The sequence below is a fragment of the Alcanivorax sp. HI0007 genome (assembly GCF_001635525.1).
Lineage (GTDB): Bacteria > Pseudomonadota > Gammaproteobacteria > Pseudomonadales > Alcanivoracaceae > Alcanivorax.
In genome coordinates this window covers 35,744-58,888 of the sequence record NZ_LWEJ01000271.1, presented here as the reverse complement: position 1 = coordinate 58,888, position 23,145 = coordinate 35,744, and the positions used below count along the sequence as shown (strand labels likewise).

At 55.9% G+C, this 23,145-nt stretch carries 21 protein-coding genes and 1 pseudogene; 19 read left to right on the top strand and 3 right to left on the bottom strand.

Translation table 11 applies throughout. The features are described from left to right. The 3 genes and pseudogenes from A3714_RS16405 to A3714_RS16395 form a co-directional block, all read left to right on the top strand. Positions 1 to 334 (top strand): annotated as a pseudogene (locus A3714_RS16405) (HupE/UreJ family protein); the annotation flags it as partial. Between the two features lie 32 nt (positions 335 to 366). Continuing rightward, a complete protein-coding gene (locus tag A3714_RS16400; protein ID WP_062817549.1) occupies positions 367 to 714 on the top strand; it encodes a DUF6488 family protein in 348 nt (115 codons plus the stop codon). 30 nt (positions 715 to 744) lie between these two features. Next, complete coding sequence (locus tag A3714_RS16395; RefSeq protein WP_035246388.1) at positions 745 to 1,095, top strand: DUF3147 family protein; 351 nt, start codon at positions 745 to 747, stop codon at positions 1,093 to 1,095. A gap of 205 nt (positions 1,096 to 1,300) precedes the next feature. Here the strand turns inward: A3714_RS16395 and A3714_RS16390 are convergent, their stop codons facing one another. Together A3714_RS16390 and A3714_RS16385 are read right to left on the bottom strand one after the other, a co-directional pair. Continuing rightward, on the bottom strand, positions 1,301 to 2,641 hold the full coding sequence (locus A3714_RS16390; RefSeq protein WP_062817548.1) for a site-specific integrase: 1,341 nt from the start codon (positions 2,639 to 2,641) through the stop codon (positions 1,301 to 1,303). A gap of 348 nt (positions 2,642 to 2,989) precedes the next feature. Further along, positions 2,990 to 3,709 carry a hypothetical protein gene (locus tag A3714_RS16385; protein ID WP_063526902.1) on the bottom strand — a complete coding sequence of 240 codons (720 nt, stop codon included), beginning with the start codon at positions 3,707 to 3,709 and terminating at the stop codon, positions 2,990 to 2,992. 563 nt (positions 3,710 to 4,272) lie between these two features. On the opposite strand from A3714_RS16385, the gene A3714_RS16380 reads away from it, so the two are divergent. The 5 genes from A3714_RS16380 (at position 4,273) to A3714_RS17805 (ending at position 8,735) form a co-directional block, all read left to right on the top strand. Continuing rightward, positions 4,273 to 4,665: an HIT family protein gene (locus A3714_RS16380; protein ID WP_197463440.1), complete on the top strand. Its 393-nt coding sequence runs from the start codon at positions 4,273 to 4,275 to the stop codon at positions 4,663 to 4,665. A gap of 38 nt (positions 4,666 to 4,703) precedes the next feature. Next, a complete protein-coding gene (locus A3714_RS16375; RefSeq protein WP_197463439.1) occupies positions 4,704 to 5,831 on the top strand; it encodes an HNH endonuclease in 1,128 nt (375 codons plus the stop codon). Positions 5,832 to 5,925: 94 nt separating this feature from the next. Then, positions 5,926 to 6,246 carry a nucleotide pyrophosphohydrolase gene (locus A3714_RS16370; protein WP_062817539.1) on the top strand — a complete coding sequence of 107 codons (321 nt, stop codon included), beginning with the start codon at positions 5,926 to 5,928 and terminating at the stop codon, positions 6,244 to 6,246. 50 nt (positions 6,247 to 6,296) lie between these two features. Further along, a complete protein-coding gene (locus A3714_RS16365) occupies positions 6,297 to 8,426 on the top strand; it encodes a DNA/RNA helicase domain-containing protein (protein WP_231866136.1) in 2,130 nt (709 codons plus the stop codon). A gap of 135 nt (positions 8,427 to 8,561) precedes the next feature. Next, positions 8,562 to 8,735 carry a YhfG family protein gene (locus A3714_RS17805; protein WP_156493034.1) on the top strand — a complete coding sequence of 58 codons (174 nt, stop codon included), beginning with the start codon at positions 8,562 to 8,564 and terminating at the stop codon, positions 8,733 to 8,735. A 186-nt stretch (positions 8,736 to 8,921) separates the two neighbouring features. On the opposite strand, the gene ylqF is transcribed toward A3714_RS17805, so the two are convergent. Further along, positions 8,922 to 9,869 (bottom strand): ribosome biogenesis GTPase YlqF, encoded by a 948-nt coding sequence (gene ylqF / locus A3714_RS16360; protein ID WP_063509614.1) that lies wholly within the window; start codon positions 9,867 to 9,869, stop codon positions 8,922 to 8,924. A gap of 204 nt (positions 9,870 to 10,073) precedes the next feature. Here ylqF and A3714_RS16355 point away from each other — a divergent pair, with 204 nt between their 5' ends. The 11 genes from A3714_RS16355 (at position 10,074) to A3714_RS16305 (ending at position 23,021) form a co-directional block, all read left to right on the top strand. Then, positions 10,074 to 11,276 (top strand): acyl-CoA dehydrogenase family protein, encoded by a 1,203-nt coding sequence (locus A3714_RS16355; protein ID WP_063509613.1) that lies wholly within the window; start codon positions 10,074 to 10,076, stop codon positions 11,274 to 11,276. 118 nt (positions 11,277 to 11,394) lie between these two features. Then, positions 11,395 to 12,519, top strand: a complete 1,125-nt coding sequence (locus tag A3714_RS16350; protein WP_063509612.1) for an acyl-CoA dehydrogenase family protein — start codon at positions 11,395 to 11,397, stop codon at positions 12,517 to 12,519. A 100-nt stretch (positions 12,520 to 12,619) separates the two neighbouring features. Then, positions 12,620 to 13,246 (top strand): TetR/AcrR family transcriptional regulator, encoded by a 627-nt coding sequence (locus tag A3714_RS16345; RefSeq protein WP_063525828.1) that lies wholly within the window; start codon positions 12,620 to 12,622, stop codon positions 13,244 to 13,246. 133 nt (positions 13,247 to 13,379) lie between these two features. Beyond that, a complete protein-coding gene (locus A3714_RS16340; protein WP_231866135.1) occupies positions 13,380 to 14,297 on the top strand; it encodes an oxygenase MpaB family protein in 918 nt (305 codons plus the stop codon). Continuing rightward, the gene (locus A3714_RS16335; protein WP_063508256.1) at positions 14,284 to 15,951 is read left to right on the top strand and encodes an AMP-binding protein; all 1,668 of its coding nucleotides are present in this window, start codon (positions 14,284 to 14,286) and stop codon (positions 15,949 to 15,951) included. Before A3714_RS16340 ends, A3714_RS16335 begins: the two co-directional genes overlap by 14 nt. A 146-nt stretch (positions 15,952 to 16,097) precedes the next feature. Further along, positions 16,098 to 17,741 (top strand): lipoprotein insertase outer membrane protein LolB, encoded by a 1,644-nt coding sequence (locus tag A3714_RS16330; RefSeq protein ID WP_063508255.1) that lies wholly within the window; start codon positions 16,098 to 16,100, stop codon positions 17,739 to 17,741. Beyond that, the gene (locus A3714_RS16325; protein WP_063508254.1) at positions 17,741 to 18,277 is read left to right on the top strand and encodes an FMN-binding protein; all 537 of its coding nucleotides are present in this window, start codon (positions 17,741 to 17,743) and stop codon (positions 18,275 to 18,277) included. Before A3714_RS16330 ends, A3714_RS16325 begins: the two co-directional genes overlap by 1 nt. Positions 18,278 to 18,496: 219 nt before the next feature. After that, on the top strand, positions 18,497 to 21,052 hold the full coding sequence (locus A3714_RS16320; protein ID WP_231866155.1) for a YdbH domain-containing protein: 2,556 nt from the start codon (positions 18,497 to 18,499) through the stop codon (positions 21,050 to 21,052). Then, complete coding sequence (locus tag A3714_RS16315) at positions 21,049 to 21,237, top strand: YnbE family lipoprotein (protein WP_062817528.1); 189 nt, start codon at positions 21,049 to 21,051, stop codon at positions 21,235 to 21,237. Before A3714_RS16320 ends, A3714_RS16315 begins: the two co-directional genes overlap by 4 nt. Positions 21,238 to 21,248: 11 nt before the next feature. After that, positions 21,249 to 21,572 carry a YdbL family protein gene (locus tag A3714_RS16310; RefSeq protein WP_063508252.1) on the top strand — a complete coding sequence of 108 codons (324 nt, stop codon included), beginning with the start codon at positions 21,249 to 21,251 and terminating at the stop codon, positions 21,570 to 21,572. A gap of 342 nt (positions 21,573 to 21,914) precedes the next feature. Beyond that, entirely contained in the window at positions 21,915 to 23,021 is a 1,107-nt protein-coding gene (locus A3714_RS16305; RefSeq protein WP_063508251.1) for an OmpA family protein, read from the top strand. Positions 23,022 to 23,145 lie beyond the last annotated feature (124 nt).

Here is a 23,145-nt window from a genome sequence, read left to right as displayed (position 1 = left end):
TTGGCGCCGCATGGCATCGTTCAAACGCTTCAGTCAAGCGACCAATGGGCTGCTGATGGTGTTGGGGTTGCTGTTGCTGTTGATGCAGCTGCATGGATATCTACACTCAAGCAATCCTGATGAATTTCCGCTGAACAAGGATGATCACCAGCATACTCATGAAGACATGGGGGTTGCTAATTCTCCGCTGTCCGGGTACGAGAAGCGCTTTGATTTGGATGCAGAGGATAGTGTTAACGGTGAGGTTGAAACAGAGGGTCGTGAGCCGGAGGAGTTGCCAAACAGTGCCTCTAATCCTCACGCCCATGGTGACGGCGAAGCCCATGTACATTAATAAATTTGATCTGTTTTTATGAGGAAAATGTTATGAGATGGATGAAAACCTTGATGACGATGATGGCCTTGAGTTTTGCCTCGCCGGTGTTTTCTCACGGCGGAGGGCATGCCACGGTAACCGCCGATCAGGCGGAGGAAGTAGCCAGGTATGTGGCTGTCGAGCTCACCGAGGAAGATCGGGGTATGGGATTTGGCAAACTGGACGAAAGCTGGAGAGAGATCCCCGACGAGAGCGTGGGTATCAGTAAATTTGGCCCCGGATATTACATTGTGGCTATGGATCATGAAGATGAGGAGCGAACGCTTTATATACTTATGACCAACACGGGTAATGTGTACGACGTAAACTTCACTGGTGAGTTCAAAGGAATTGATTGATATTAAGCTAGGGAATCAAGAGGAAAAATTATGTCAATGCTAGTCATTAAATACCTAGTATCAGCAGCAATTATAGTCTTGGTTTCCGAGCTGGCTAAGCAGAGTGATAGGGTGGGGGCGCTATTGGCGTCACTGCCTGTCGTTACACTAATGGTCTTGGTGTGGCTTTATTTTGAGGGCCAACCCACTGCCAAACTGGCCAATCATGCTTGGTATACCTTTTGGTATGTGCTCCCAACGCTGCCCATGTTCGCCTTATTCCCAGCAATGCTTGAGCGCTGGGGATTTTGGCTGGCTTTATTAGTGTCAGCTTTTTTGACCGTGTTTTGTTTTGCTCTGCTTGCTTTCTTGGTAAAACGCTGGGGAATTGATCTATGGTGAGGAAAGCGACTATTTTGCGGAAAATAGCCCAATCCTGTTTAGACTAATGTCGATTGCTGGCTGTCAGAATTCAATAATAGGCGTGTTATTTAGGCGTGGGTCAAATATGTGAGTATATTCTTCATAGAAAGAGTAGGTAGCCTGAATGCTTAGTTGAGCTCTAGATGTCACTTGGAGCGAAAACTCTCATTTAACGCATCAGCTATCATCTTGGTTCTGTCAGATCCTGGAGCCGGGAGCCCAATTTCTCCCAAGCCTCGCTGCATTCCTTGGTATAGCTATGGCGTTGATAGGTCCTTTTAACCCTATTTTCTTCGGTGTGGTTCAGGCAGCGTTCTGCGACTTCAGGAAGTACGCCTAGAGCGGTCATCATGGTTGCGCCGGTTCTGCGAAGGTCGTGAGGTGTCCACTTGCCACCGGGTAAACAAAGAGCTTGCGCGTTGTTAGTGCGATTGCTCATGGTGCCACTATTTGACGGGCGCTGTCGGTCAGAAAGCTGCTTGGTTATGGTTTTTGAGCAGAGAGGGCCGGTTTCCGCTCTGTTCGGGTAGCACCATGGGGACAGGCCTGTCATTTCCTGCAGCTGTTGGAAGAAACTGACAGAAAAGGCTGACAGGTGTACTTGATGAGGCTTGCCGTTCTTGCTGTTTTCGGCAGGAATAAGCCAAGTTCTTTGCTCTAGGTCAATATACTCCCAGCGTGCCGCCAGAAGTTCACCAATGCGGCAACAGGTGGAAAGTGCTATCCAGACAGCCAATTCAGAGGTTTTCAGCAGGTTGGCAGAGGGTAGGGCGTTTGTCAGTTGTCGAATCTCGTCCTCGGATAGCACTCGGTCACGTTCAGTCTCCTTACCTCCGATTTTGGCTTTCCGAATACTGCTGCTGGGGTCGAATTCAATGATGTCTCGGTCCACGGCAAAGCGGAACATCTGTCGCATCAGGCTGAATACGACTTTCACCATGCGGGTGACACCCCGTGCCGCCATGGCATCTGTCACCTGAGTGATGTGCCCTTTACGGATGTCTGCGACAAAGACTTGGCCAATGAGGGGGAGAACGTCCTTCTCGAACATGCGCCGGACTTCTGTACCCTTGTCTTTCCGGTGTGACACGTCAATTTCCATCCATCGCTCAAAGAGCTGGGAAACGGTTTGCCGAGAAGCCAGTGCAGCGGCCTCGGCCTCTTTTTGTGCCGCTTCTTGCTCAAGGCGTGATAGCTCTGCTTGCCTAGCGGCCTCTCGAGCGGCCCGTTCTGAGTTAAGGTGCTCTCCAATGTTCTTGATGCCTGAGACGTAGAGCCGCGATAACTCGCTGGCTTGGGTGCGGGCTTGCTTGAGAGTGAGCCCGGTGGTGCCAGTGCGTGAGTAAACTCCAAGCGGGTGAAACTGGCGTTTACCTGTCTGGTCACTGTAACGGAAGTAGAAGAGATGCTTCCCGTTTGGCTGAAGTCTGACCATGAATCGACCATGCCCACGTGGGCCGTCTTCGGTTAGCCAGGCATCTTTGGGCTCTTTTGGAGTGAGGTGTCTATCTGTGATGATGCCCATGTATGCTCCGAAATCTCGTCACCGTTCCGTCACCGTTTCTCAATCGCTTTCGGTGGATTCTAGTGGACGTTGTTGGACAATGCAAAGATGTATTTTTAACTAACTTACTGATATTTAATGGTTTGTAGATTCTGTTGGACGGCGACGGACAAGCTGTAACCTTTATGGGGTGCAAGGGGTAGGAGGTTCGAATCCTCCCGTCCCGACCAATCGAGATACAAAAAAGCCCGACTGGAAACAGTCGGGCTTTTTTGTGCCTGTCGTTTTGAGATGTGTGGCTGGCGGACATTGGCGCGTTTTGCAGTATTAAGCGCGACTCGCCCCAGCTTGTCATCCCGCTATCACACCCTACGGCAGGCTGTACTCCACCGTGCAGCCATGAAGTTTCAGGTTATTGCCCGCAACAGCCGCATCGACATCATCCGCATAAAGAGCAGTAACCATCACCGTGTAGGCATACTGGCTATTGTCGATGATCAGATCTTCCGCCGTTGGTGTAGAGGGGATGCCCGACAACGTTTGCAGCCCGCTGTTGGATGAGACTGTGCTTGTCGAATAAATGTTGGTGGTATTGCCTGTCGCCAGATCAAGCCGACGCAGTGAAATCGGGTAAAAATTACTGTCTTCCGTAGAGCCATAGAGTTCGTCGTCCACCAGACAGGAAAGTCCAGTAACCGTTGCTCCCTGTGGCAGATGAGCCGGAGCCGTCATGCTGCAGGTGGTCGATTTTGCCCAGAAAAGATCAAAATAGGCATAGTTAACAATCCGCAGCATCTGACACTTGGAGCTGCTGTTATTGCTGTCGGTCCACTCCGAAAACGCAAACGCCGACAACGACACCGCCCCATCCGGCGTCTTCGCCTCTAGGTCGGTAATCCGCTGATCATTATCGTCAACGGCCGACTTCACCGCATCGAAGTTGCCGTTCACTTCTTCTGCCAGCGCGGGCGTATTAGGCACAAAGGTGGTCAGCCCGCTTACCTCGGCGGCAGACAAAGGCGCGGCCAGGGCGAGTGACAACAGCGCCAAAGAGCCTGTCAGGGTTACTGCCATTGGTGAAATGCTCATTGCCATTCTCCCTCATTCCAGTTGCTGTTATTCCATTCGGCATCGGTGCTGCTATCAGGCGGTGTCGTTGTTGCCGGAGCGGGCGAATCCGAACCGGACGAGCCGCCACAGGCAGTAAGCAGAAGGAGGCTGGCAGCTATTACCAGCCCCAGGCATTTATGGTGATGCTGGATTGTCATGATTAACCCATCCCTGTGAATAACGTCATACCTTCACTCTATGATACCCCGCCGAAGCCCGCGTGGCGGGGCGTCACAGTTTTCTGGGCGGCAACGGCAGGGGAGTGGCAGGTGATTTACCCAAATCAGGAATAAGCAGAATTGCATTAGCCAGGCTTTTTGCAGTGGTTATGTGTTTCCCGCCAGCCTGATGCCAGAATAAAAACACTTACTACCGAGTAGCGGTTAGCTAGTATTCAAGAGAGATTAGCCACGCGTCTCGTCAGCCAGCTACGAAAAAGTGGTGAGAGAAGGCTGGCAGCTATTTAGCCTTGTGATAAGGTTCTCAAATAAGAATGAACAGCCTTCAGGCAGGGAATGCCAAGGCAGTAGAAGGGGATGGCAATGCTAGAGTGTCCATTTTGTACCGTGCCGGACGCAGTACCGGATGGCCCGAGCCTGCAAAATGCCCTGGCCTATGTGCGCGAAGACAAATTCCCCATCTCCCCCGGCCACCTGCTGGTCATCCCCAAACGCCACGCCAACGACTGGTTCTGCCTCACCGAGCAGGAACAGACCGCCGTCATGCAGCTAATCAACCAGGCAAAAACCTGGCTGGACCAGCGCTATTCTCCGGATGCCTACAACATCGGTATGAATTGCGGCGAAGTAGCCGGCCAAACCGTCCCGCACATGCACTGCCATATCATTCCCCGCTATCAGGGGGACAGCGACGATCCCAGAGGAGGTGTGCGTTGGGTGAAGCCGGATCAGGCAGATTACTGGAGTGAACAATGACCCCCGCCCAGTACCTGGACCAGCTCAGCAGTCTGCGTATGGATCGCACCAAGGACCGGCCGCGCCCTCACAAGGTGTGCCTGTTGTTGGCGGTGCTGGATCTGATCCGTGCCGGCACCCTGAAAGAGAACCGGATTCTCTTCAATGAGTCCCTCAGGCAGGCATTCACAAAACGCTTTGAGCGGTTGAAGCAAGACAATGACCGGGACAACCCAGAGTTTCCGTACTTTTATCTGCGCTCATCCGGCTTTTGGCACCACAAGCCTGTCGCCGCAAAGGAAAAAGAGTACGAACGGCGGGTAAGAGACCATAAAGCCCCGGGCCCCCGGTCAACACCGCAGTTGATCGACTATGCGTGGCTGGATACACCGTTATTCAACCTGTTCCGGGATCCTGCCATGCAGCCGCAAATTGAAGCAGCCTTGTTTGCCAATCTCCAGGATCGGCGCAAACACTTTTCCCACTGGGCCGACTCCATTGGCAAAAGCGAGCGCACCATCAAAAGCTACGCCGGGGCACTGAATAACACCCTGCCGAAGTTGCTGCAGAGCGAAGGGGCACTGATCGAATCCTTCTTTGATGTAGGCTCGGTGGAACAATACCAGCAGCTCAGTAAACACATCGAAAGCCAACCTGCTTTCCAGGTCAAAGATGATACCGGCCACGGTATGTACAGTGCTGCCCTGCGTCTGTACGGCCAGTTTTTGAAAGACGCCACGGATTATGAACTGACCAACGACCTGGCCGATCTGGATAACGATAAGACCTTGTCAGAAACCGAGCGCAGCACGCTGCGGACCACTCGTCTCGGTCACGGCAAGTTCAGGGAGGGACTGGTGGGCTACTGGCGCGGCTGCGCTATCACCCAATATCCGGATGTACGCCTGCTCATCGCTTCTCACATAAAGCCCTGGCGAGAGGCAGATAACAAGGAGCGCCTGGATCCCTACAATGGCCTGTTGCTGGTTCCGAACTTGGATAAGGTATTTGATCGGCAGTTAATCAGCTTTGACAGGGGTGGTCGCATCCTGATCTCCAGTCACCTGGAAGATCCAGGAAGGCTAGGTATTCATAAGGATATGGTGGTCAAGTTGGATGATAGTCACCAGCAGTATCTAAATCATCACAGAGAACATTTTCGTGAAAAGCAGGCAGGTAGAACCTAACTTGGTTCATTATTGTGGATTGCTACCCATAAAGTGATTGGTAAAGACAGATTGCATACTTGCTTGGCCAGTCGAAGGAGATTGAGGACTAAATATGAAAGACGTAATTTTGAAGCTGCGCCAATTTCGTGATGAAAGGGATTGGAAGCAATTTCATAATCCAAAAGATCTTTCTTTGGCTCTCAGTATTGAGGCTTCAGAGTTACTGGAAGTTTTTCTATGGAAATCATCCGAAGATGCGGATGTTGGGAAAGTAAAGGAAGAGCTGGCAGATGTGTTGGCCTATGCCTTTCTGCTGGCAGATAGCTATGACCTGGACATCAGCGAGATCGTGTTGGAAAAAATCAGGAAGAATGAGCTGAAATACCCTGTCAACAAGGCGAAAGGTACAGCCAAAAAGTATACAGATCTATGAGTCACGATTCCCTCGTCGACATAAAACGCTACCCTTTCAGCGGAAAATCTTTGGATGATCTGCGTAGCAATGCGTTTGCTGTGGGTGGGTGGCCTCTGGTTTATGTTCTTAGTGATGAGAAGAAGTTGCATGCTTACATTGGAGAGACAACGGATGCGCTATCCAGAATGGGTACGCATCTAAAGCATGATGAGAAGAAACTGCTTACGGCTGTCTATTTAATAACCAGTGAATACTTCAATAAATCAGCGACATTGGATGTTGAGTCGTTGCTGATCAAGTACATGGCTGCTGATGGGAAATACTCCCTTCTCAATGGTAATCTGGGGTTGTCCGACCATAACTATTATCAGAGAGATGATCTTTACGAAAAGGTTTTCCGGGACGTCTGGGATGCACTGATCTCTTGTGGCGTGGCGTCGAAAACGTTGAACCATATCGATAACTCTGATGTGTTCAAGTATTCACCTTATAAATCTCTCTCCCTTGATCAGCGCCAGGGTTTGCTTACTATCCTGTATGAGTTGCTTAACCCTGAAGTCAGGAATGTTGTTATTGAGGGCGGAGCGGGAACAGGGAAGTCGGTTCTGGCAATATTCCTGTTTAAATTACTGAGCAAGGGCGACAGACAGATTGATCTTCGCGACTTTGCTGATGATGAGGCTGAGATACAGTCTCTTATCGATGACTTCAAGAATAATAATCCCGACCCCAGTATGGCTCTTGTTGTTCCGATGACATCCTTCAGGACGACCTTGAAGAAGGCTTTCAAGCATGTCTCTGGTTTGAGTCCCAAGATGGTAATTAGTCCTGCTGAGCTTGCCAAACAACATTACGATATCGTCTTGGTCGATGAATCGCATCGCTTGAGGAAAAGAAAGAATCTGGGTGCATATTTTGGCACTTTTGATAAAAGCTGTGAGGCACTGGGTATGGATAAGTATGCCTGCAGTGAGGTGGACTGGGTTTGTCGACAGTCTGATAAAGCGATTTTTTTCTACGATAAGGGGCAATCCATCAAGCCGTCAGACGCTGATTCTTCTGTCTTTGATAGCCTAAAAAATGCTAAGGGGTCGGTAACCCACAAGCTGCTTTCCCAGTTCAGGGTCAAAGCAGGTCAGCCTTATGTTGAATTTATTGATGCCTTGCTTAACTGCCGCCTTGATCATGGGGAACGCTTTTCCGATAAAAATTATGAGTTCGAATTTTTTGAATCTTTAGGTGACATGGTCGATGTGATAAAGGGGAAGGAGATTGAGACAGGGCTTTCCAGGATCGTCGCCGGTTATTCATGGCCATGGGCTTCAAAGAAAGATAATGAAGCATTTGATATTGAAATTGATGGTGTAAGCCTTCGTTGGAATAGCACCAATACTGATTGGATTAACAAAAAAGATTCATACAAGGAGGTCGGTTGTATTCATACCACACAAGGATATGACCTGAACTACGCAGGCATAATCTTTGGTCAAGAGATTCGGTATGACAAGGTGAGTGAATCAATTGTTATTGATAAAACCAATTATTTTGATCGTACTGGTAGTCAAGGCATTAAGGATCCAGAAGAGCTGAAGCAGTATATTATCAATATCTATAGAACTGTGATGCTTAGAGGGATAAGAGGTACATTTGTTTATGCATGCGATCCCGGTCTCAAGGAATATTTAAAGCAATATATTCCCACTTATTCCCGGAAGATTGTTGCTCAGGATAATAATGTCGAATCGCTTGTCCTCTATGAGAATGCTGTCCCATTAGTTGACCTCCAGGCTGCTGCTGGTGAATTCAGTGATCTGCAGAATGTCCAGCATGAAAGTTTGGTGCCTGTGCCGGATGGAGTGATCCTGAAAGAGGGGATGTTTGCCTGCCGAGTCATGGGGGAATCCATGAACCGTGTTATTCCGAATGGAGCCCTCTGCTTGTTCCAGCAAGACCAGGGCGGATCGCGCAATGGAAAGACGGTATTGGTTGAGTGTGTTGATGGCGTTGATGCAGAGACTGGATCAAGGTACACCATCAAGGTATATGAAAGCTTCAAGGTAGAAGATGAGGAAGGTTGGAGGCACTCACGGATTGAATTAAGCCCCAACTCTGACGATGAAAGCTTTAATCCAATTATATTAAATGATGATGAGGTCTTGAGTTACAGAGTTGTTGGGGAGTTCGTTTGCGTTATTTGATAATAGAGTGATAAGACGCGAGCGTTATTTATAAAAGTTAATGATTAATCTAGAAGTCAGCTTTCATTTGACTAAAATTTAGTCTGGGGTCTGTTTTTGCGATAATTTCAGTATCTTAATTGGTTGAAGGTGCTTATGTCTGTTCCCTCGCTGGAATCAAAAAAAGCTTATTTTGCCAAGGTCCGTCGGGCCAACTACGCGGCCAGCTTGCGACTGGAAGGCTTCACCGTGAAGGACGGTGATGTGAGATTTACGTCGCGCAAAGCAGCAGTCCTTGCCCACAGCCGTCCGGTTAAAGCGAAAGCCTGAAATAGATAAATACGGGGCTGTCCAGAATGGATATTGTTACCCCGAGAGTGATGCCCTGAAAACCGGCTGAACATCGAAGACGACGAAGCATTGTCTGATGCCGAGCGGGCAATTACTTCCGTTGCGCTGGTGTGTGATTGCTCGGGGCTAGAAGTTATCTACGACAAGTTTATTGGTGACACTCTCTTACTGATTTCCCTTCTGCCCCTTCGCCTTATACGCCGCCTTCCTGGCCCTCTTCTTCGCTTCCTTCTCCTCTTCTTTCAGCCTGCGTATCTCCGCCACCTTTACATGCTCCTGCTCTGCCATGGCCGGGGTTTCCAGGGTGAGCTGGCCCAGTCTGCCGCCGCGGTATTCGCTGATCAGCAGGGTGGCGGCGCGGTCGAAGTCCACGTGGCCGCCGCTGCCCAGGCAGCCCCGTTGTTTGCCGATGGTTTCCAGGAAGGGCACGCCTTCTTCGGGCAGGTCATCGCGTTTGAAGCGCTCTTTCATCTGTTGCGGGTAGGCCTGCATGAAGTATTCGGCGGCGAACAGGGCCACGTCGTCTTCCTGCATGGCGGTGGCCTTGATGGCGCCGGAGAGGGCCAGGCGGTAGCCGCTGTTACGGTTTTCGATTTTCGGCCAGAGGATACCGGGGGAGTCGATGAGAATCAGGCCGCCGCCCAGTTCGATACGTTGCTGGCGCTGGGTCACCGCCGGTTCGTTACCGGCCCGGGCTACCTGGCGGCCGGCCAGGGTGTTGATGAAGGTGGATTTGCCCACGTTGGGGATGCCGGTGATCAGGGCGGTGATGGTGGTGGCCCGGTCCCGCTTTTTGTGGACCATCTGCTGGCAGAGATCCGCCAGCTTGCGGATGGATTCCGGTTTGTGGGTGGTGATGGCCAGGGCGCGGACGGTGGGGTCTTTTTGCAGGTGGTCGAGCCACTGCTGGGTGATGTCCGGGTCGGCCAGGTCGCTTTTGCTGAGCAGTTTCAGGCAGGGCTTGTCGGCACGGAAATTCTCGATCACCGGGTTGGAGCTGCTGTAGGGCAGGCGGGCGTCGACGATTTCGATGATCAGGTCCACCTTGGGCAGGATGTCGCGAATTTCGCGGGTGGCCTTGTTCATGTGGCCGGGGAACCAGTTGATGCTCATAAGCGGGTGTTGCCTGTCTGCATGAAGTATCGGCGTATTATAGCGGACTTGCCCCGGCGGGGCGTGGCTCGTACCCGCTTTGTCTTTAGCCAGGGCTGCAGCCTTTGACGCTTTTCGCCAGGGGCGTGATACGAATCGTCATGAGTGTCTCATTTTGTCTCCCGTACACTGGGTCCACTGAATCTGATAACAGCGGAGTAGGGTATGGATCTGCGGGTGCCGGAGCAGGAGAAGGCGTTTCGGGATGAGGTGCGCACCTTTCTGGAGGAGAGCCTGACCCCGGAAATCCGGGAAGCGGGCAGGTTGGTGACCTCGGTGTTTGCGCCGGTGAAGGAAGCCATGGCCTGGCAGCGCATTCTCAACGACAAGGGTTGGGCGGCGCCGCACTGGCCGAAGGAATTCGGCGGCACCGGCTGGAGTGTGAGTCAGCGGGCCATCTTCGCGGAGGAGCTGGTCAGGGCCGAGGCCCCGCCATTGGTGCCCATGGGCCTGCACATGTGCGGCCCCTGCCTGATCGGTTGCGGCACCGAGGAGCAGCAGCAGGAATACCTGCCCAGGATCCTCAACGGCGAACACTTCTGGTGCCAGGGCTATTCCGAACCGGGCTCCGGCTCCGATCTGGCCTCTCTGAAGACCTTTGCCGACAAGGATGGCGACGACTATATCCTCAACGGTACCAAGATCTGGACCACCTACGCCCACTATGCCAACAAGATGTTCGCGCTGGTGCGCACCAACCGTGACGGCAAGCCTCAGCAGGGCATTACCTTCCTGCTGCTGGACATGGACCTGCCCGGCATCACCATCGAGCCCATTGTTGGCCTGGATGAAGTGCCGGAGCAGTGCCAGGTGTTCTTCGACAATGTGCGGGTACCGCAGAAGAACCGGGTAGGCGCGGAAAACGACGGCTGGACCGTGGCCAAGTATCTGCTCACCTTCGAGCGTGGTGGCCAGGAATATGCGCCGGGCCTGAACGTGATGCTGGAAAAGATCCGCCTGATGGCCGAGAAGCAACAGACCGCTTTTGGCCCGCTGACCAAAGACCCGGTATGGCAGCACAAGTTTGCCGCCCTGGAGGCGGATGTGCTGGCGCTGGAATTCACCGAGATGCGCATCAAGTCCGCCCTGTCTGCTGGCAAGGATCCCGGGGCCCTGTCCTCCATGACCAAGATTCTCGGCACCGAGTTGCTGCAGAAAGTCACCGAGCTGCGCATTGAAACCCTGGGTAGCCAGAGTGTGATCTGGCAGCCCCAGGCCCTGGCGCCCGGTGAGGAACAGCCGGTGATCGGGCCGGAGTATGCACTCACTGCCATGCCCCATTATCTGAACTCGCGGGCCTGTTCCATTTATGGCGGATCCAATGAGGTGCAGCGCGGGATTATCGCCAAGGCGGTATTGGGGTTGTAAACAATATTGTTGGAGCCTTGCTCGCAAGGCGAAGCGCGTCGACGAGGGTATTCGCCTTGCGAGCAAGGCTCCAACGGTAAGGGGGGGGGATGACCCCGCCCGGGAATGGAGAACAACGATGAATTTTCAGTTGAGTGAAGAACAGCAAATGCTGGCGGACAGCGCCAAGCGGTTTGTGCGTGACAACAGTGATGTGGAAACCCATCGCCGGAACAAGAAACTGATGCCACTGGATGCGGCCACCTGGCAGCAATTTGCCGACCTGGGCTGGCTGGCGGTGCCGTTCGAGGAAGAGCACGGCGGCCTGGGCATGGGGCCGCTGGAAACCATGGTGCTGCTGGAAGCACTTGGGGAGGGCCTGATCATGGCCCCCTATATTGCCACCGTGGTGCTGGGCGGCGGTTTTCTGCGCCAGGCCAGCGCGGCCCAGCAGGCGGAGACCATTCCTGCCTTGCTGGAAGGCAAGCTACAGGTGGCCTTTGCTGCGGAAGAGTACGAGCGGGTGTTTACGCTGGAAAACACCGCCATGGTCGCCGACCTGAAAGGCAATGAGGCGACACTGAATGGCACCAAGAGCTGTGTGATGAACGGTGACCAGGCGGACCTGCTGGTGGTGCTGGCGCGTACCGCTGGCCAGCCCGGTGATCAGGATGGCCTCAGCCTGTTTCTGGTGGATGCCAATGCACCGGGGGTGGAGCGGGTGCCCCACCGTACCGTGGACGGTCGCCAAGGCGCGGAGATCCGCTTCAACCAGGTGAAGGTGGCCGAGGCGGCCCGCATCGGTGCATTGCATGGCGGCTATGCCATCGCCCGGCAGGTACTCCATGATGGCCTGCTGGCCCTGTCGGCGGAGTCCGTGGGCAGCCTGTCCGTGCTGCTCAATGAAACCGTGGAATACAGCAAGACCCGCAAGCAGTTCGGCATGCCAATCGGCAAGTTCCAGGTGCTGCAGTTCCGCATGGCGGACATGTTCATCGCCATGGAGCAAACCCGGTCGCTGCTGCTGGCCGCCACCCTGAAAACCGTGGAAGGCCATGACGATGCGGCCAAAGCCGTGCATGCCATGAAAGCGCAACTGGGCCGGGCCGGGCGCAAGATCGTTCAGGAAGCCATCCAGATCCACGGCGGCATGGGCATGACCGACGAACTGAGCGTGGGCCACTATGTGAAACGGGTCACCGGCGTGGATGGCTTGTTCGGCAATGCGGATGTGCACCTGATGGCCATCGCCCGCTCGGCATGACGGGCCGGTTGTGGTGGCAGAAACCGGAAACCCATTTGCTCACCACGGTGGCCTTACGGTATAAGCCATGGACATCACCACGGAGCCACCGGGAGTCTGAATGTCACGCAAAGCCGCCGCATCGAAAACCCTGCTGCAAAACCTGCAGGTGCCGGAAGGGGACAAGACCTACGAGAAGGTGCTGGATGCGGGGCTGGCGTTATTCGTTGAGTTCGGCCTGCGCCGTACCACCATGGAAGACGTGGCGAGCAAGGCCGGTATCGGCCGGGCCACGGCCTACCGTCGCTTTGCCGACAAGGACCAGTTGATCCAGGTGGTGATCCTCCGTGAGTGTCAGCGGGAGCTGGCCCGGATCGAAGCGGACCTGGCGCAGATCGATAACGGTATGGAGCGGGTGCTGGAATCCTTTGTGCTGGCGACCACACGCGCCCATCGCCACCCGCTGCTGCAGCGGCTGCTCACCTCCGAACCGGAAACGATCCTGCCCATTCTTACCCAGCGCCTGTGGCAGATGATGGGATTCTTCCGCGTCTATATGGCCGGCATACTGGACCAGGAGCAAAAGAAGGGGGCCATTCGCAAGCAGTCCTCCGAGGCCCTGGCCGAGCTGATGCTGCGGCTCACCCAGTCCATGGTGCTGTCCCCGGACGGCTTGATGAATCCCGCCAACGAAGCCGGGGTGCGCCAGTGGGCCAATGACTACCTGCGGCCGCTGCTCACCCCCTGACATTTTCTTTCCCGGCCTGACCAAAATGATCTAAACAGAAATCCGAAATCTGTGTGATGCGCTTGTTTGCGTGACCAGTTGAGACGTATTTTTCTATTTGTCTCAATGAAGGATGCCACCGACAGGATTTGCCATGACACAGACGGCCACGCAAACACAGCGGGAAATCCCCCAACCCCTGGGTCCGGATTCCTATACCTGGCAGGATTTCGGTTCCTGGCGTTTCCACCTGATGCTGCCCCAGGCCTTCGTGCTGCAGGTGGCCCACCCGATCATCGATGCCGGGGTGGGTGAACATTCGGTCTACAAGACGGATCCCTGGGGGCGCGCCAAACGCTCCACGGAACTGCTCTGGCCCATCGTCTATGCCCGCCCGCAGAAAGCCATCGAAATGGGCATCAAGCTGCGCGACCTGCATCGTTCCATCAAGGGCGTGGACAAGCACGGCAACAAGTACTTCGCCCTGGACCCGGAAGCCTACAGCTGGGTGCATATCACCGGTTACGACGCCACCATCCGCATGCACGAGATGCTGGGCAAGTCGCCCACCACCGAACAACGTCACGCCATGTTTGTGGAGTGGCGGCAGCTGGGCAAGATGATGGGCATTCGCGACCAGGATCTGCCCGCCACGGAAAGCGATTACTGGGACTATTTCCACGGCATCATCCGCGACCGCCTGGAGTGGGGCGAGGTGGTGCAGGACCTGATGCGCCCGGACCATTATCTGGACATTCCCAAGCCGCCGGGCAGTCGTATCCCCGATGGCGCCTGGCGACTGATTCTGGCGGTGATGGGGCGTTTCATGCGCTTCAATCTGCGCGCCACCTTGCCGCACCCGTTCAGGGAAAAATTCCAGATCCCCTGGAGCAAGACGGATCAGCGACTGTTCCGTGCCTGGTGTGGCGTTTACCGGGTGCTGCATGCCCTGACGCCCAAAAGCCTGCGGCTGATTCCGTTGGCCCGTCGGGCCTACCGCGATGCCAGGCAACACCCTGAGGCCTATCACATCAATACCATTCCCGAAGGTGCCCGTTATGACATCGGATAACCGACCCTGGCTGTCCACCTACGCCTCCCTGGGGTACGACTGGCACACCCTGCCGGAGCTGCCCGAGAAAACCCTGTCCGATTATGTGCGGGACCATGGCCAACAGTTTCCGGACCGGGAGACGCTGGTGTTCCTTGGCAAGGCAATCACCTATCGGCAACTGGATCAGCTGGCGGATCGCATGGCCGCGCTATTTGTGGCCCGGGGCGCCAGGGCCGGGGACGTGCTGGGGCTGCAGATGCCCAACACCCCCCAGTACGTGGTGGCCTTTATCGCGGCGGCCCGACTGGGCATGGTGACCACCAGCATTTCGCCGTTGATGACGCCGCCGGAAATTACCCACCAGGCCAACGATGCCCAGGTGAAAATCCTGCTCACGCTGGTGCCGTTCTGGCAGACCTCGGTGCCACCGGTGCTGGGCAAGGTGGCGACGCTGAGTACGGTGATCGTCTCCGGTCCCATGGACCTGATCACCGGGCAGGGGGAGGCCCTGGAAGAGACGCACGAAGGCGTGTCGGTGATTTCCCTGCACGATCATCTGCCGGACTCCGGCGAACCGGTGACCACACCGGTGGATATGGATTCGGTGCTGTACCTGCAGTACACCGGTGGCACCACGGGCCTGCCCAAGGGGGCCCGGCTGACCTCGCGCAACCTGTTTATGAATAACCTGCAGGCCAATGTGTTTTACGGGTATCGCACCGGCGAGGAAACCGTGGCCTCCGCGTTTCCGCTGTTTCATATCGGCGGCGCGGCGGTGGTGTTCAACGCCTTGCGCACCGCCTCCACCTTTTTGTTGATTCCCGACCCCCGCGATATTGATCACTTCGTGGCGGAAATGACCGCGCGCACTCCCACCGTGCTGGCGGCAGTACCGGCGCTGTACCAGATGCTGTGTGCCAACGAGACATTCAGGGGGCTGGATTTCAGCGGCCTGCGCATGGCCATTTCCGGTGCTGCACCTTTTGCCAAAGAAGAAGTGCAACGGCTGGAAAGTGTGATCGGCAAAAACAAGTTCTGCGAAGTTTACGGCATGACCGAGACCAGCCCGGTGATCACTCTCAACCCGGCCTCTCATTTCAAGGAAGGCCATGTGGGTATTCCCCTGCCGGGCACCGAGGTGCGCATTGTGGATGTGGACACCGGTAAGGAAATGCCACTGGGCGAACCCGGCGAAATCATCGCCGCCGGTCCCCAGGTGATGCAGGGCTATCTGGCCATGCCGGAGGCCACGGAAAAGGCCCTGGAGGAAATCGACGGCAAGCGCTGGATGCACACCGGCGATATCGGTGTGATGGATAACGACGGCTTTGTGCGTGTTTGTGATCGCAGCAAGGACATGCTGATTGTGGGCGGCTACAAGGTGTTTTCCGTGGAAGTGGAGGGCAAGGTGCAGAGCCTGCCCTGGGTCGCCATGTGCGCGGTGGTGGGCCGCCCGGATAACGACCGGCCAGGCAATGACATCGTGCAGCTTTATGTGGAGCGCAGCGCGGATTGCGACAAGAACGACACCGACCTGAAGACCGAGCTGGACCGTTTCTGCCGGGAAAACCTGTCGCCCTACAAGGTGCCGAAAGAAGTGTTCTTCCTGGATGCCATTCCGCTCACCTCGGTGGGCAAGATCGACAAGAAGGCGTTGCGACAAACCGCCTAGCTTGAAACGTAGGGTGCACTGAGCCTGAGGCGAACTGCATCGATCCAAGGCCTATGTGGTGCAGTTCGCCTCAGGCTCAGTGCACCCTACGGGAAAGGCTGGCGATATTTTTACCCATACCCATAAAACGATAAAGGGTCACGACCATGACAAGAATAACGCTGCAATACAGCAAGGTGATCCTGCTGGGCATGCTACTGATGCTACAAGGCTGCTCGGCGTTCAAGGCATCCCACTTCGTGCCGGAATCGGCGGAAAACATGCGCGAGTGGGAAGTGGAAGGCCGCTTTGTTCTGCGGGCAGACAGTACCGTCAGCAAAAGCCATTTTGCCTTTCGGCAAATCGGTGAGGAGTTCGCCCTGTCCATTCTGATGGACGAGCCGGTGGGCGAACCCAAAGTCATCATTCGCGGTAACGTCTACGAGCCGGACAGTGAAACGGTGGATGTGATCGGCGGGGCGGAGGCCATGAAAGTGGCCGAACATCTGCAGGCGCATATTCGTGCCGGCAATCTGTCTTACTGGTTGCGGGGTTTGCCGGCCACCGCCGATGCGGTGGTGTATCAGGAAGACCTGGACCGGGTGGACCGTATTGAGGAAGCTGGTTGGGATATCGACTACCAGGAATACATGGCGGTGCAGAATTATCTGTTGCCGTCAGAAGTGACGTTCAAGGGCGAGCCGGGTTCCTTCACGCTGGAAATGGTGCGTGCGGAAACGGCTTATCTGACTCATCCCTGCGGCCAGAATGTGTCGCCCACCGAGCTTGAGGCAGAGCCGGAAAATAGCGCCGGCCAGGACGCGGTTCGCCAACTGGTACCCAGCGACGGTAGCCCTCCCATCCCCCGCTGGGTGGATGAAGCGGCTTTCTGTCGGCAGCTGGTGAAGATTCACGGCAAGATACCGGATGCCCGGGTGGGCCTGTACGGGCCGGACTCCATGATGTGGAAACTGTCCCGGGCGGGCATGCCCGGCGCCTTTGGGGCGGGCCGGGCGCTGTTGCTGCAACTGGCCCACCCCTGGGTCACCGCCAGTATCGACGAACACTCGGTGGTCCGTGATGACCCATTGGGCCGTGCCCGTCGCACCTTCCAGCATGTGGGCACCATGGTGTTCGGCAGCATGCCCCAGGTGATGACGTCGGCCAATCAGGTGCGTGATATCCACGAAGAAATCGAAGGCGAAGTGCCCATGGATTCCGGGGCTTTCCAACGGGGCAGCGAATACCGGGCCAATGAAGTGGCGGCCATGATCTGGGTCCATGCCACCCTGTGGGAAACCCTGGCCTACATGTACGAGAAGATGGAAGGGGAGCTGACTCAGGAAGAGAAGGACCAGTTCTACGAGGAAACCAAGCTGTTTGCCATGCTGTTCGGTGTGCCGGAACAGGCGCTACCGGGAGACTGGAATGCCTTTATGGAATACAACCGCGCCATGTGGGCCAGCCACCAGCTTACCGTGGAAGAAAATGGTATTCGCCTGAAGGAAGATCTGTTCGACCCGCGTTCCGTCTGGATGATCTTCCCGTTGTGGGTGCAGGAACAGGTCACCGCCGCCAATCTGCCGCCGCGCATTCGTGATGAATTTGAAATGAAGTATGGCTGGTGGCAGAAGTTCAACAACGCCTGGATCATGAGCGGTGCCACGGTGGCCCAATGGATGCTGCCAAAGAGCCTGGAGCGTAACCCGCTTTATCACGAGGCCAATGCGCGGCTGGAAGGCAAACGGGTAGGCACTTACAACCAGTTCCTGATTGAAGCGTTGCTGGACAAGGAGCGCTTGGTTAACTGATGCCAAGAGTCATCGCACTGCTACTGATGCTCGGGCTGGCGGCAACTCTGCCGGCCTATGAGGTACAGATTCGTCATCTCAGTCAGCCGGACTTTCTGCAGCAGGTGTTTGGCTCGGCTTCGCCACAACCGGGGTTGCTGCCCTTGCGCGGCGAACTGCGCCAGCGAGTGACAAAGGTGCTGGGCCACCCCTACCGGGGCCTGCGCCTGCGCTACTGGCATACCGATACCACCAGTGCCTGGATCATCGACGAAAAAAGCAAGGACATGCCCATGACGGTGGGCGTGGCCGTGGGGCCGAAGGGCATCGTGGATCTGGAAATTCTGGTGTACCGGGAGCCCCGTGGCAGCGAAGTGCATGAGGTCTTTTTCCGTCGTCAGTATCGAGGCATGACACTCAATGATGACGATACCCTGTCCGGCGACGTGGATGGCATCACCGGTGCCACCCTGTCCGTGGATGCCACCAGCCGCGTGGCCGCCATGGCGCTGGTGCTGCACCAGGCGGTGATGGAAGGCGCCTCTTCCACACCATAACCCCGCACGCCACTCGTTGGAGTCTTGCTCGCAAGGCGAAGCCCCGAAGCAACTGCAGTCCCTTCGCCTTGCGAGCAAGGCTCCAACGGGAGGGGGTAGGTAGTTGCCACAACCTCGCCAAGCCACCACTATCGAACCATTATCGCTGCGCTGGCTCTAACCGTTATGGTTCGATTTTTCCCGCCTGTTTTTCGAGGCCTTGGTTATGCATTGCTGCTGGTGCTGATTCTGGCACTGGTGGCGGCGGGCTGGCTTTATAGCCAGGGGCTACGTGTGGGCAAACCGGGCTGGCATAACGGCCTGACCCTGGCGCAGTGGCGCTGGCAACCGGACGACTGCGCGTCCCTTGCCGGTACAGATCTGGTCCTGAGCGATCTGTTTCCTGTCACCGTCCACATGAGCTCGGTCACTGTCACTGCCTGTGATAGTGGGTCAGACGATGACGGTTTTGTGATGCCGGAATCCCTGCCCTGGACACCCCCTTTTGTACTTTCCATCGATACGTTGCAGTTACCCGAGCTTGGTGGGGTGGTGCCGCCGCCGTTGCAGGTAAAGGCTCGACAGCAACAACAGTGCTGGTCCCTTCAGGTGGAGAGTCCACAAAGCGACCTGAAGGCGGAGTATGCCCGCGATGACGGGCATTGGTCGCTGCACGGCAAGGGCGCGTTGAATGAATGGCTCACGGACTGGCAGGGCAGATGGCAGTTTGAAGGCGAGGGTGTGTGGCAGGGACAACCTGCTGGCAGCCTTGGCGCAACCCTGCAGGACGTAGGCCTGCAGTCTCAGCCGCAAAAAGCCGAGCTGGCAATGAAGGCCCGTTTTACTGGTGCGCAGTGGCAGGCTGAGATGAGTCTGACCGAACCGTTGGAGCTCAATGGGCAGTGGCAACTGGCAATCCCGGCACCGTTATCGTTGCAAGGGCAGGGCATTGCCCTGTCGCAAGCCCGGGGACAGTTACAACTGCTAGGGCCGCCAGGGCAGGTGCATGTTTCTGCCAACAGTGATGACGGCACCATAGAACAGGGTGCCGGGCGGGTCACGTTGACGGGGCCGGAGCTGGATGGGCAACTGGATTTTCAGTGGCAGGATCGAAGGCTGACCCTGTCGCCGGCAACGCTAGCGTTGCCGGAACAACTCTCCGCGCAATGGAAAGAGCCCCTGCAAGTGCCCATGGCGCTGGGCGGCGCCACGGATCTACCGTTGCTGGTTGGCTATGAAGACCTGCGCCTTAAAGCCAGCCCCAGCCGGCTCCAGTGGCAGGGCAAACACTGGCAGTGGCAGGGAGCGCTGGCGTTGCAGGGCCGATGGCAAGGGTTCCGGCTGGATGGGCACTGGCAAGGCCAGGCCGCCAGCGACGGCTTGCAGGGAAAACCGATTACCCTCAATGCTCGTAACGACGACGACCGTCTCGCCTTCCGCTTGCCGCTGGAATCTCTGCACCGGGCACCTTACGGCGGCAAGGCCACGGTGAAAGGTCAGTACGCGGGCTACCCGCTCGATGGCAGCGTGTCGTTCCGCCAGACCGATCTCGGTTGGCAGGGAACCCTGTCGGCCACGTCATCCATTCCCGGCTATGACCGGGGCGGTGATGTTTCCCTGCAGGTGCCATGGCACCTGAAAGACAGTGCCGTGGTGCTGGCGGATGGCAGTCGATTGTCGGTCAGCGAAGGGCTGGTGGAACAGGTGCTGCTGCGCCCGCTCACCGTGACGGCAAGGGGGCCGGTAACGGTGAGCAGTGCCGGGGCCCATGGTCAGGTGCAACTGCGCGGTGGTGGCTTGCTGGCGGCCCGCTGGCGGTTGCCGGTGGTGGCAGGCAGTGCCCGGCTGGTCGGCAAAAAAGCCACGGCACGACTGACTATTGCCGATTGGCAAAGCGAGCTGACGGCGGAAGCCTCTCTGGCAGGGGAAATACCCCGTGGTAGTTTTCAGATCGATAGCAGGCTGATCCCGGCCATGGGCCAGGGCCTGGACATGACGCCGCAGAAAGGCACTCTCACAGGAAGGGGGAGCTGGCAATGGCGTGACACTCTGTCTGCACAGGGCACAATTCGCCTGCTCGATACGGCAGTGGATTGGGGCAGCGTCACGGCCCGGGGGATTCAGGGAACTCTGGAAGGGCACTATCGTGATGGTGCAGTGTCTCTGAAGAGTGCAGGGCCGGTGACGGCGAACACCCTGGATATCGGTACGCCGATCACTGACCTGTCCCTGCAGGTGGAGAGCGATCTCAGTCATTGGCAATTCACTGATATCAGTGCGGATCTGTTGGGAGGCTCCCTGCGGGCACCGGCACTGGACTGGCCCTCACCCCGTCCCCAGCCGGTGGTGATTACCCGCATTGATCTGGAGCAGGTGGCCGCCTTGCAGAACCCGCCGGCGGTATTTCTGGATGGCCGTGTTGGCGGCTATGTGCCCCTGCAACTGGGCACGGACTTTATGGTGGTGGAAGGGGCGCGGCTGGCTAATGAGGAAACCCTGTCCCTGCGCATCCCGCCATCTTCCAGTGTGCAGTCCATGGCCAGCGCCAATCAGGCCGTGAAACTGGCACTGGAAAGCCTCAGCGTGCTGACCATTCCGGATTTCCAGGCGCGCATGAACATGGACCGGGAGGGCTGGCTGGAAGCGGCGGTGACCATCAAGGGAGTGAATCCACAGAGAAATAATCTGCCGGTGGTGTTTAACTACACCCATCGGGAAAACATGCTGGTGCTGATGCGCAGCCTGCGTATTGGCGATGACATCACCGAGAAACTGCGCACGGAGAGAGCACAATGAAAACACTCGCGCCGGGTTTATTGCTGGCGGTAACCCTGTTGCCCGCCTGCACACCGACGGTGGCTTTAAAAGCCCCGGAGGAACCCATCACCATCAATCTGAACGTGAAGATCGACCATGAAATCCGCCTCAAGGTGGAAAAGGATATCGATCAGTTGTTCAGTGAAGACAGCGACCTGTTTTAGGAGTAGGGACGATGAAAATTGTAAAAACTATGATTGCCACCCTGGCCTTGCTGTTGAGCATGGCGGCGTTTGCACTGGATCTGGATGCGGCGAAGAGCCAGGGCATGGTGGGTGAACAACCGGACGGTTATCTGGGCGTGGTCAAGGCGACCCCGGCCGCCGTGGAGCTGGTGGCGGATATCAACCAGAAACGCCGTGATGCCTATGAACGCATCGCCAAACAGAACGGTATTACCCTGGATCAGGTGGCGCGACTGGCCGGGCAGAAAGCCATCGATAAAACCGACGCTGGAGATTATGTGCGGACTCCCGATGGCCAGTGGGTCACCAAGTAAATGCCGGTGTTCCTCGGAGGGATGAATCCCGGCTCATTTTGACCGGAAAAGTGAGCCCGGAGCGTGAGGGAAGGATTGTGATCCACTCAACTTGAATGAGTGGATCCTTCCCGAAATGTTTTGATATCTCCCATAAAAATATAAAAAAATATTTCTATATAAACAGCATTGGAGCGAACGTTCCAACTGAGACGAAATCCCTAATCCATTGGTAATCTTTTGTCTGAGGGTGGTTAAATTTCAGTAAATTCAAGCACTCAGCGCCCTCTCTGGGCTATGGGGTCCTTCACCTTGTGGTTACATTTGCAGAATCACAGGGAGCAACTTTGAAGGAACTCTGCCATGAAAACGATCTTGCGTGTTAGTGCGGTGATCCCGCTTTTTCTATCCCCCCTCGCCATGGCCGGAGAAAATGTTCCGGACCGTTATGGGTATATTGGTGGGCATGCCAGTTATTACACTTTTTACGATAACGACGTGATCGGCAATGGTGTCGACGGTCTGGATGATGTGCCTTTTTATGGCGGTCAGCTGGGCTGGCGTTTCCATCCCAACTGGTCTGTGCAGGGTTGGTATGACGAGGTCGAAGGCGATGCGGAAAGCCAATACGATTCCGGTCGTCGTGTGGACATGACCAACTACTTTGTCAGCGGTCGTTATCACTTTAACGATACCAGTCTCCTCGGTTTTGAGCCCTATGCGGGTATCAATGTGGGGGAGCAGTACATTGAGAGTCTCAATAACCCCAACAGTGACAAGAATGACGAGCTGATGACGGGGGTCGAGCTGGGTGTTCAGCGTGCCTTCTTCAAGCATGTGATTCTGGATCTGGGTACCCGTCACGCCTACAGCACCGACCGCGAGTACTGGGAAGGTCAGGTGTATGCGGGCCTTAATCTGGCGTTTGGTATCAGTAACGACAGCGACGACAGCGCTGACGATGAGGTGGTAGCGGCTACCCCGGCTGAAGTGGTAACCGGTGACAGCGATGGTGATGGGGTCAACGATGACCGTGACCGTTGCCCGAACACCGCCTCCGGTGCGGTGGTGGATGCGGATGGTTGTCAGGTCTATGAGAGCCTGGAGCAGCGTGAAACCTCGGTGATCTACTTTGGTTTTGACCGCGATACGATTCAGGGACAATTTACTGATGAGATTCGCGGTGTGGCAGAGCGTTTGAACGGGGGTGAGCAGGGCCATATCCGCGTGGAAGGCCATGCTGACAGCACCGGCCCGGCGGACTATAACCAGGGCCTTTCCGAGCGTCGTGCCCAGTCCGTGAAAGACCGTCTGATGAAAGATTTCAACGTCAGCGGCGATCGCATCAGCACGGAAGGCTATGGTGAGAACAAGCCGGTAGCGGACAACAGCACCCGTGAAGGCCGCGCCAAGAACCGTCGTGCGGAAATCATCGTGGAAACCGAAGAGAAGAAAGCGCAGTTCAAGTAACCGCGTGATTCGGGAAACAAAAAACGGGATGCTTCGGCATCCCGTTTTTTTAGGGTCATCGGTGAAGGTTACTGCCCACTCTTCGACCAAGGGTTCTGTTTGTAGGCGCTATGCTCGCATGGCG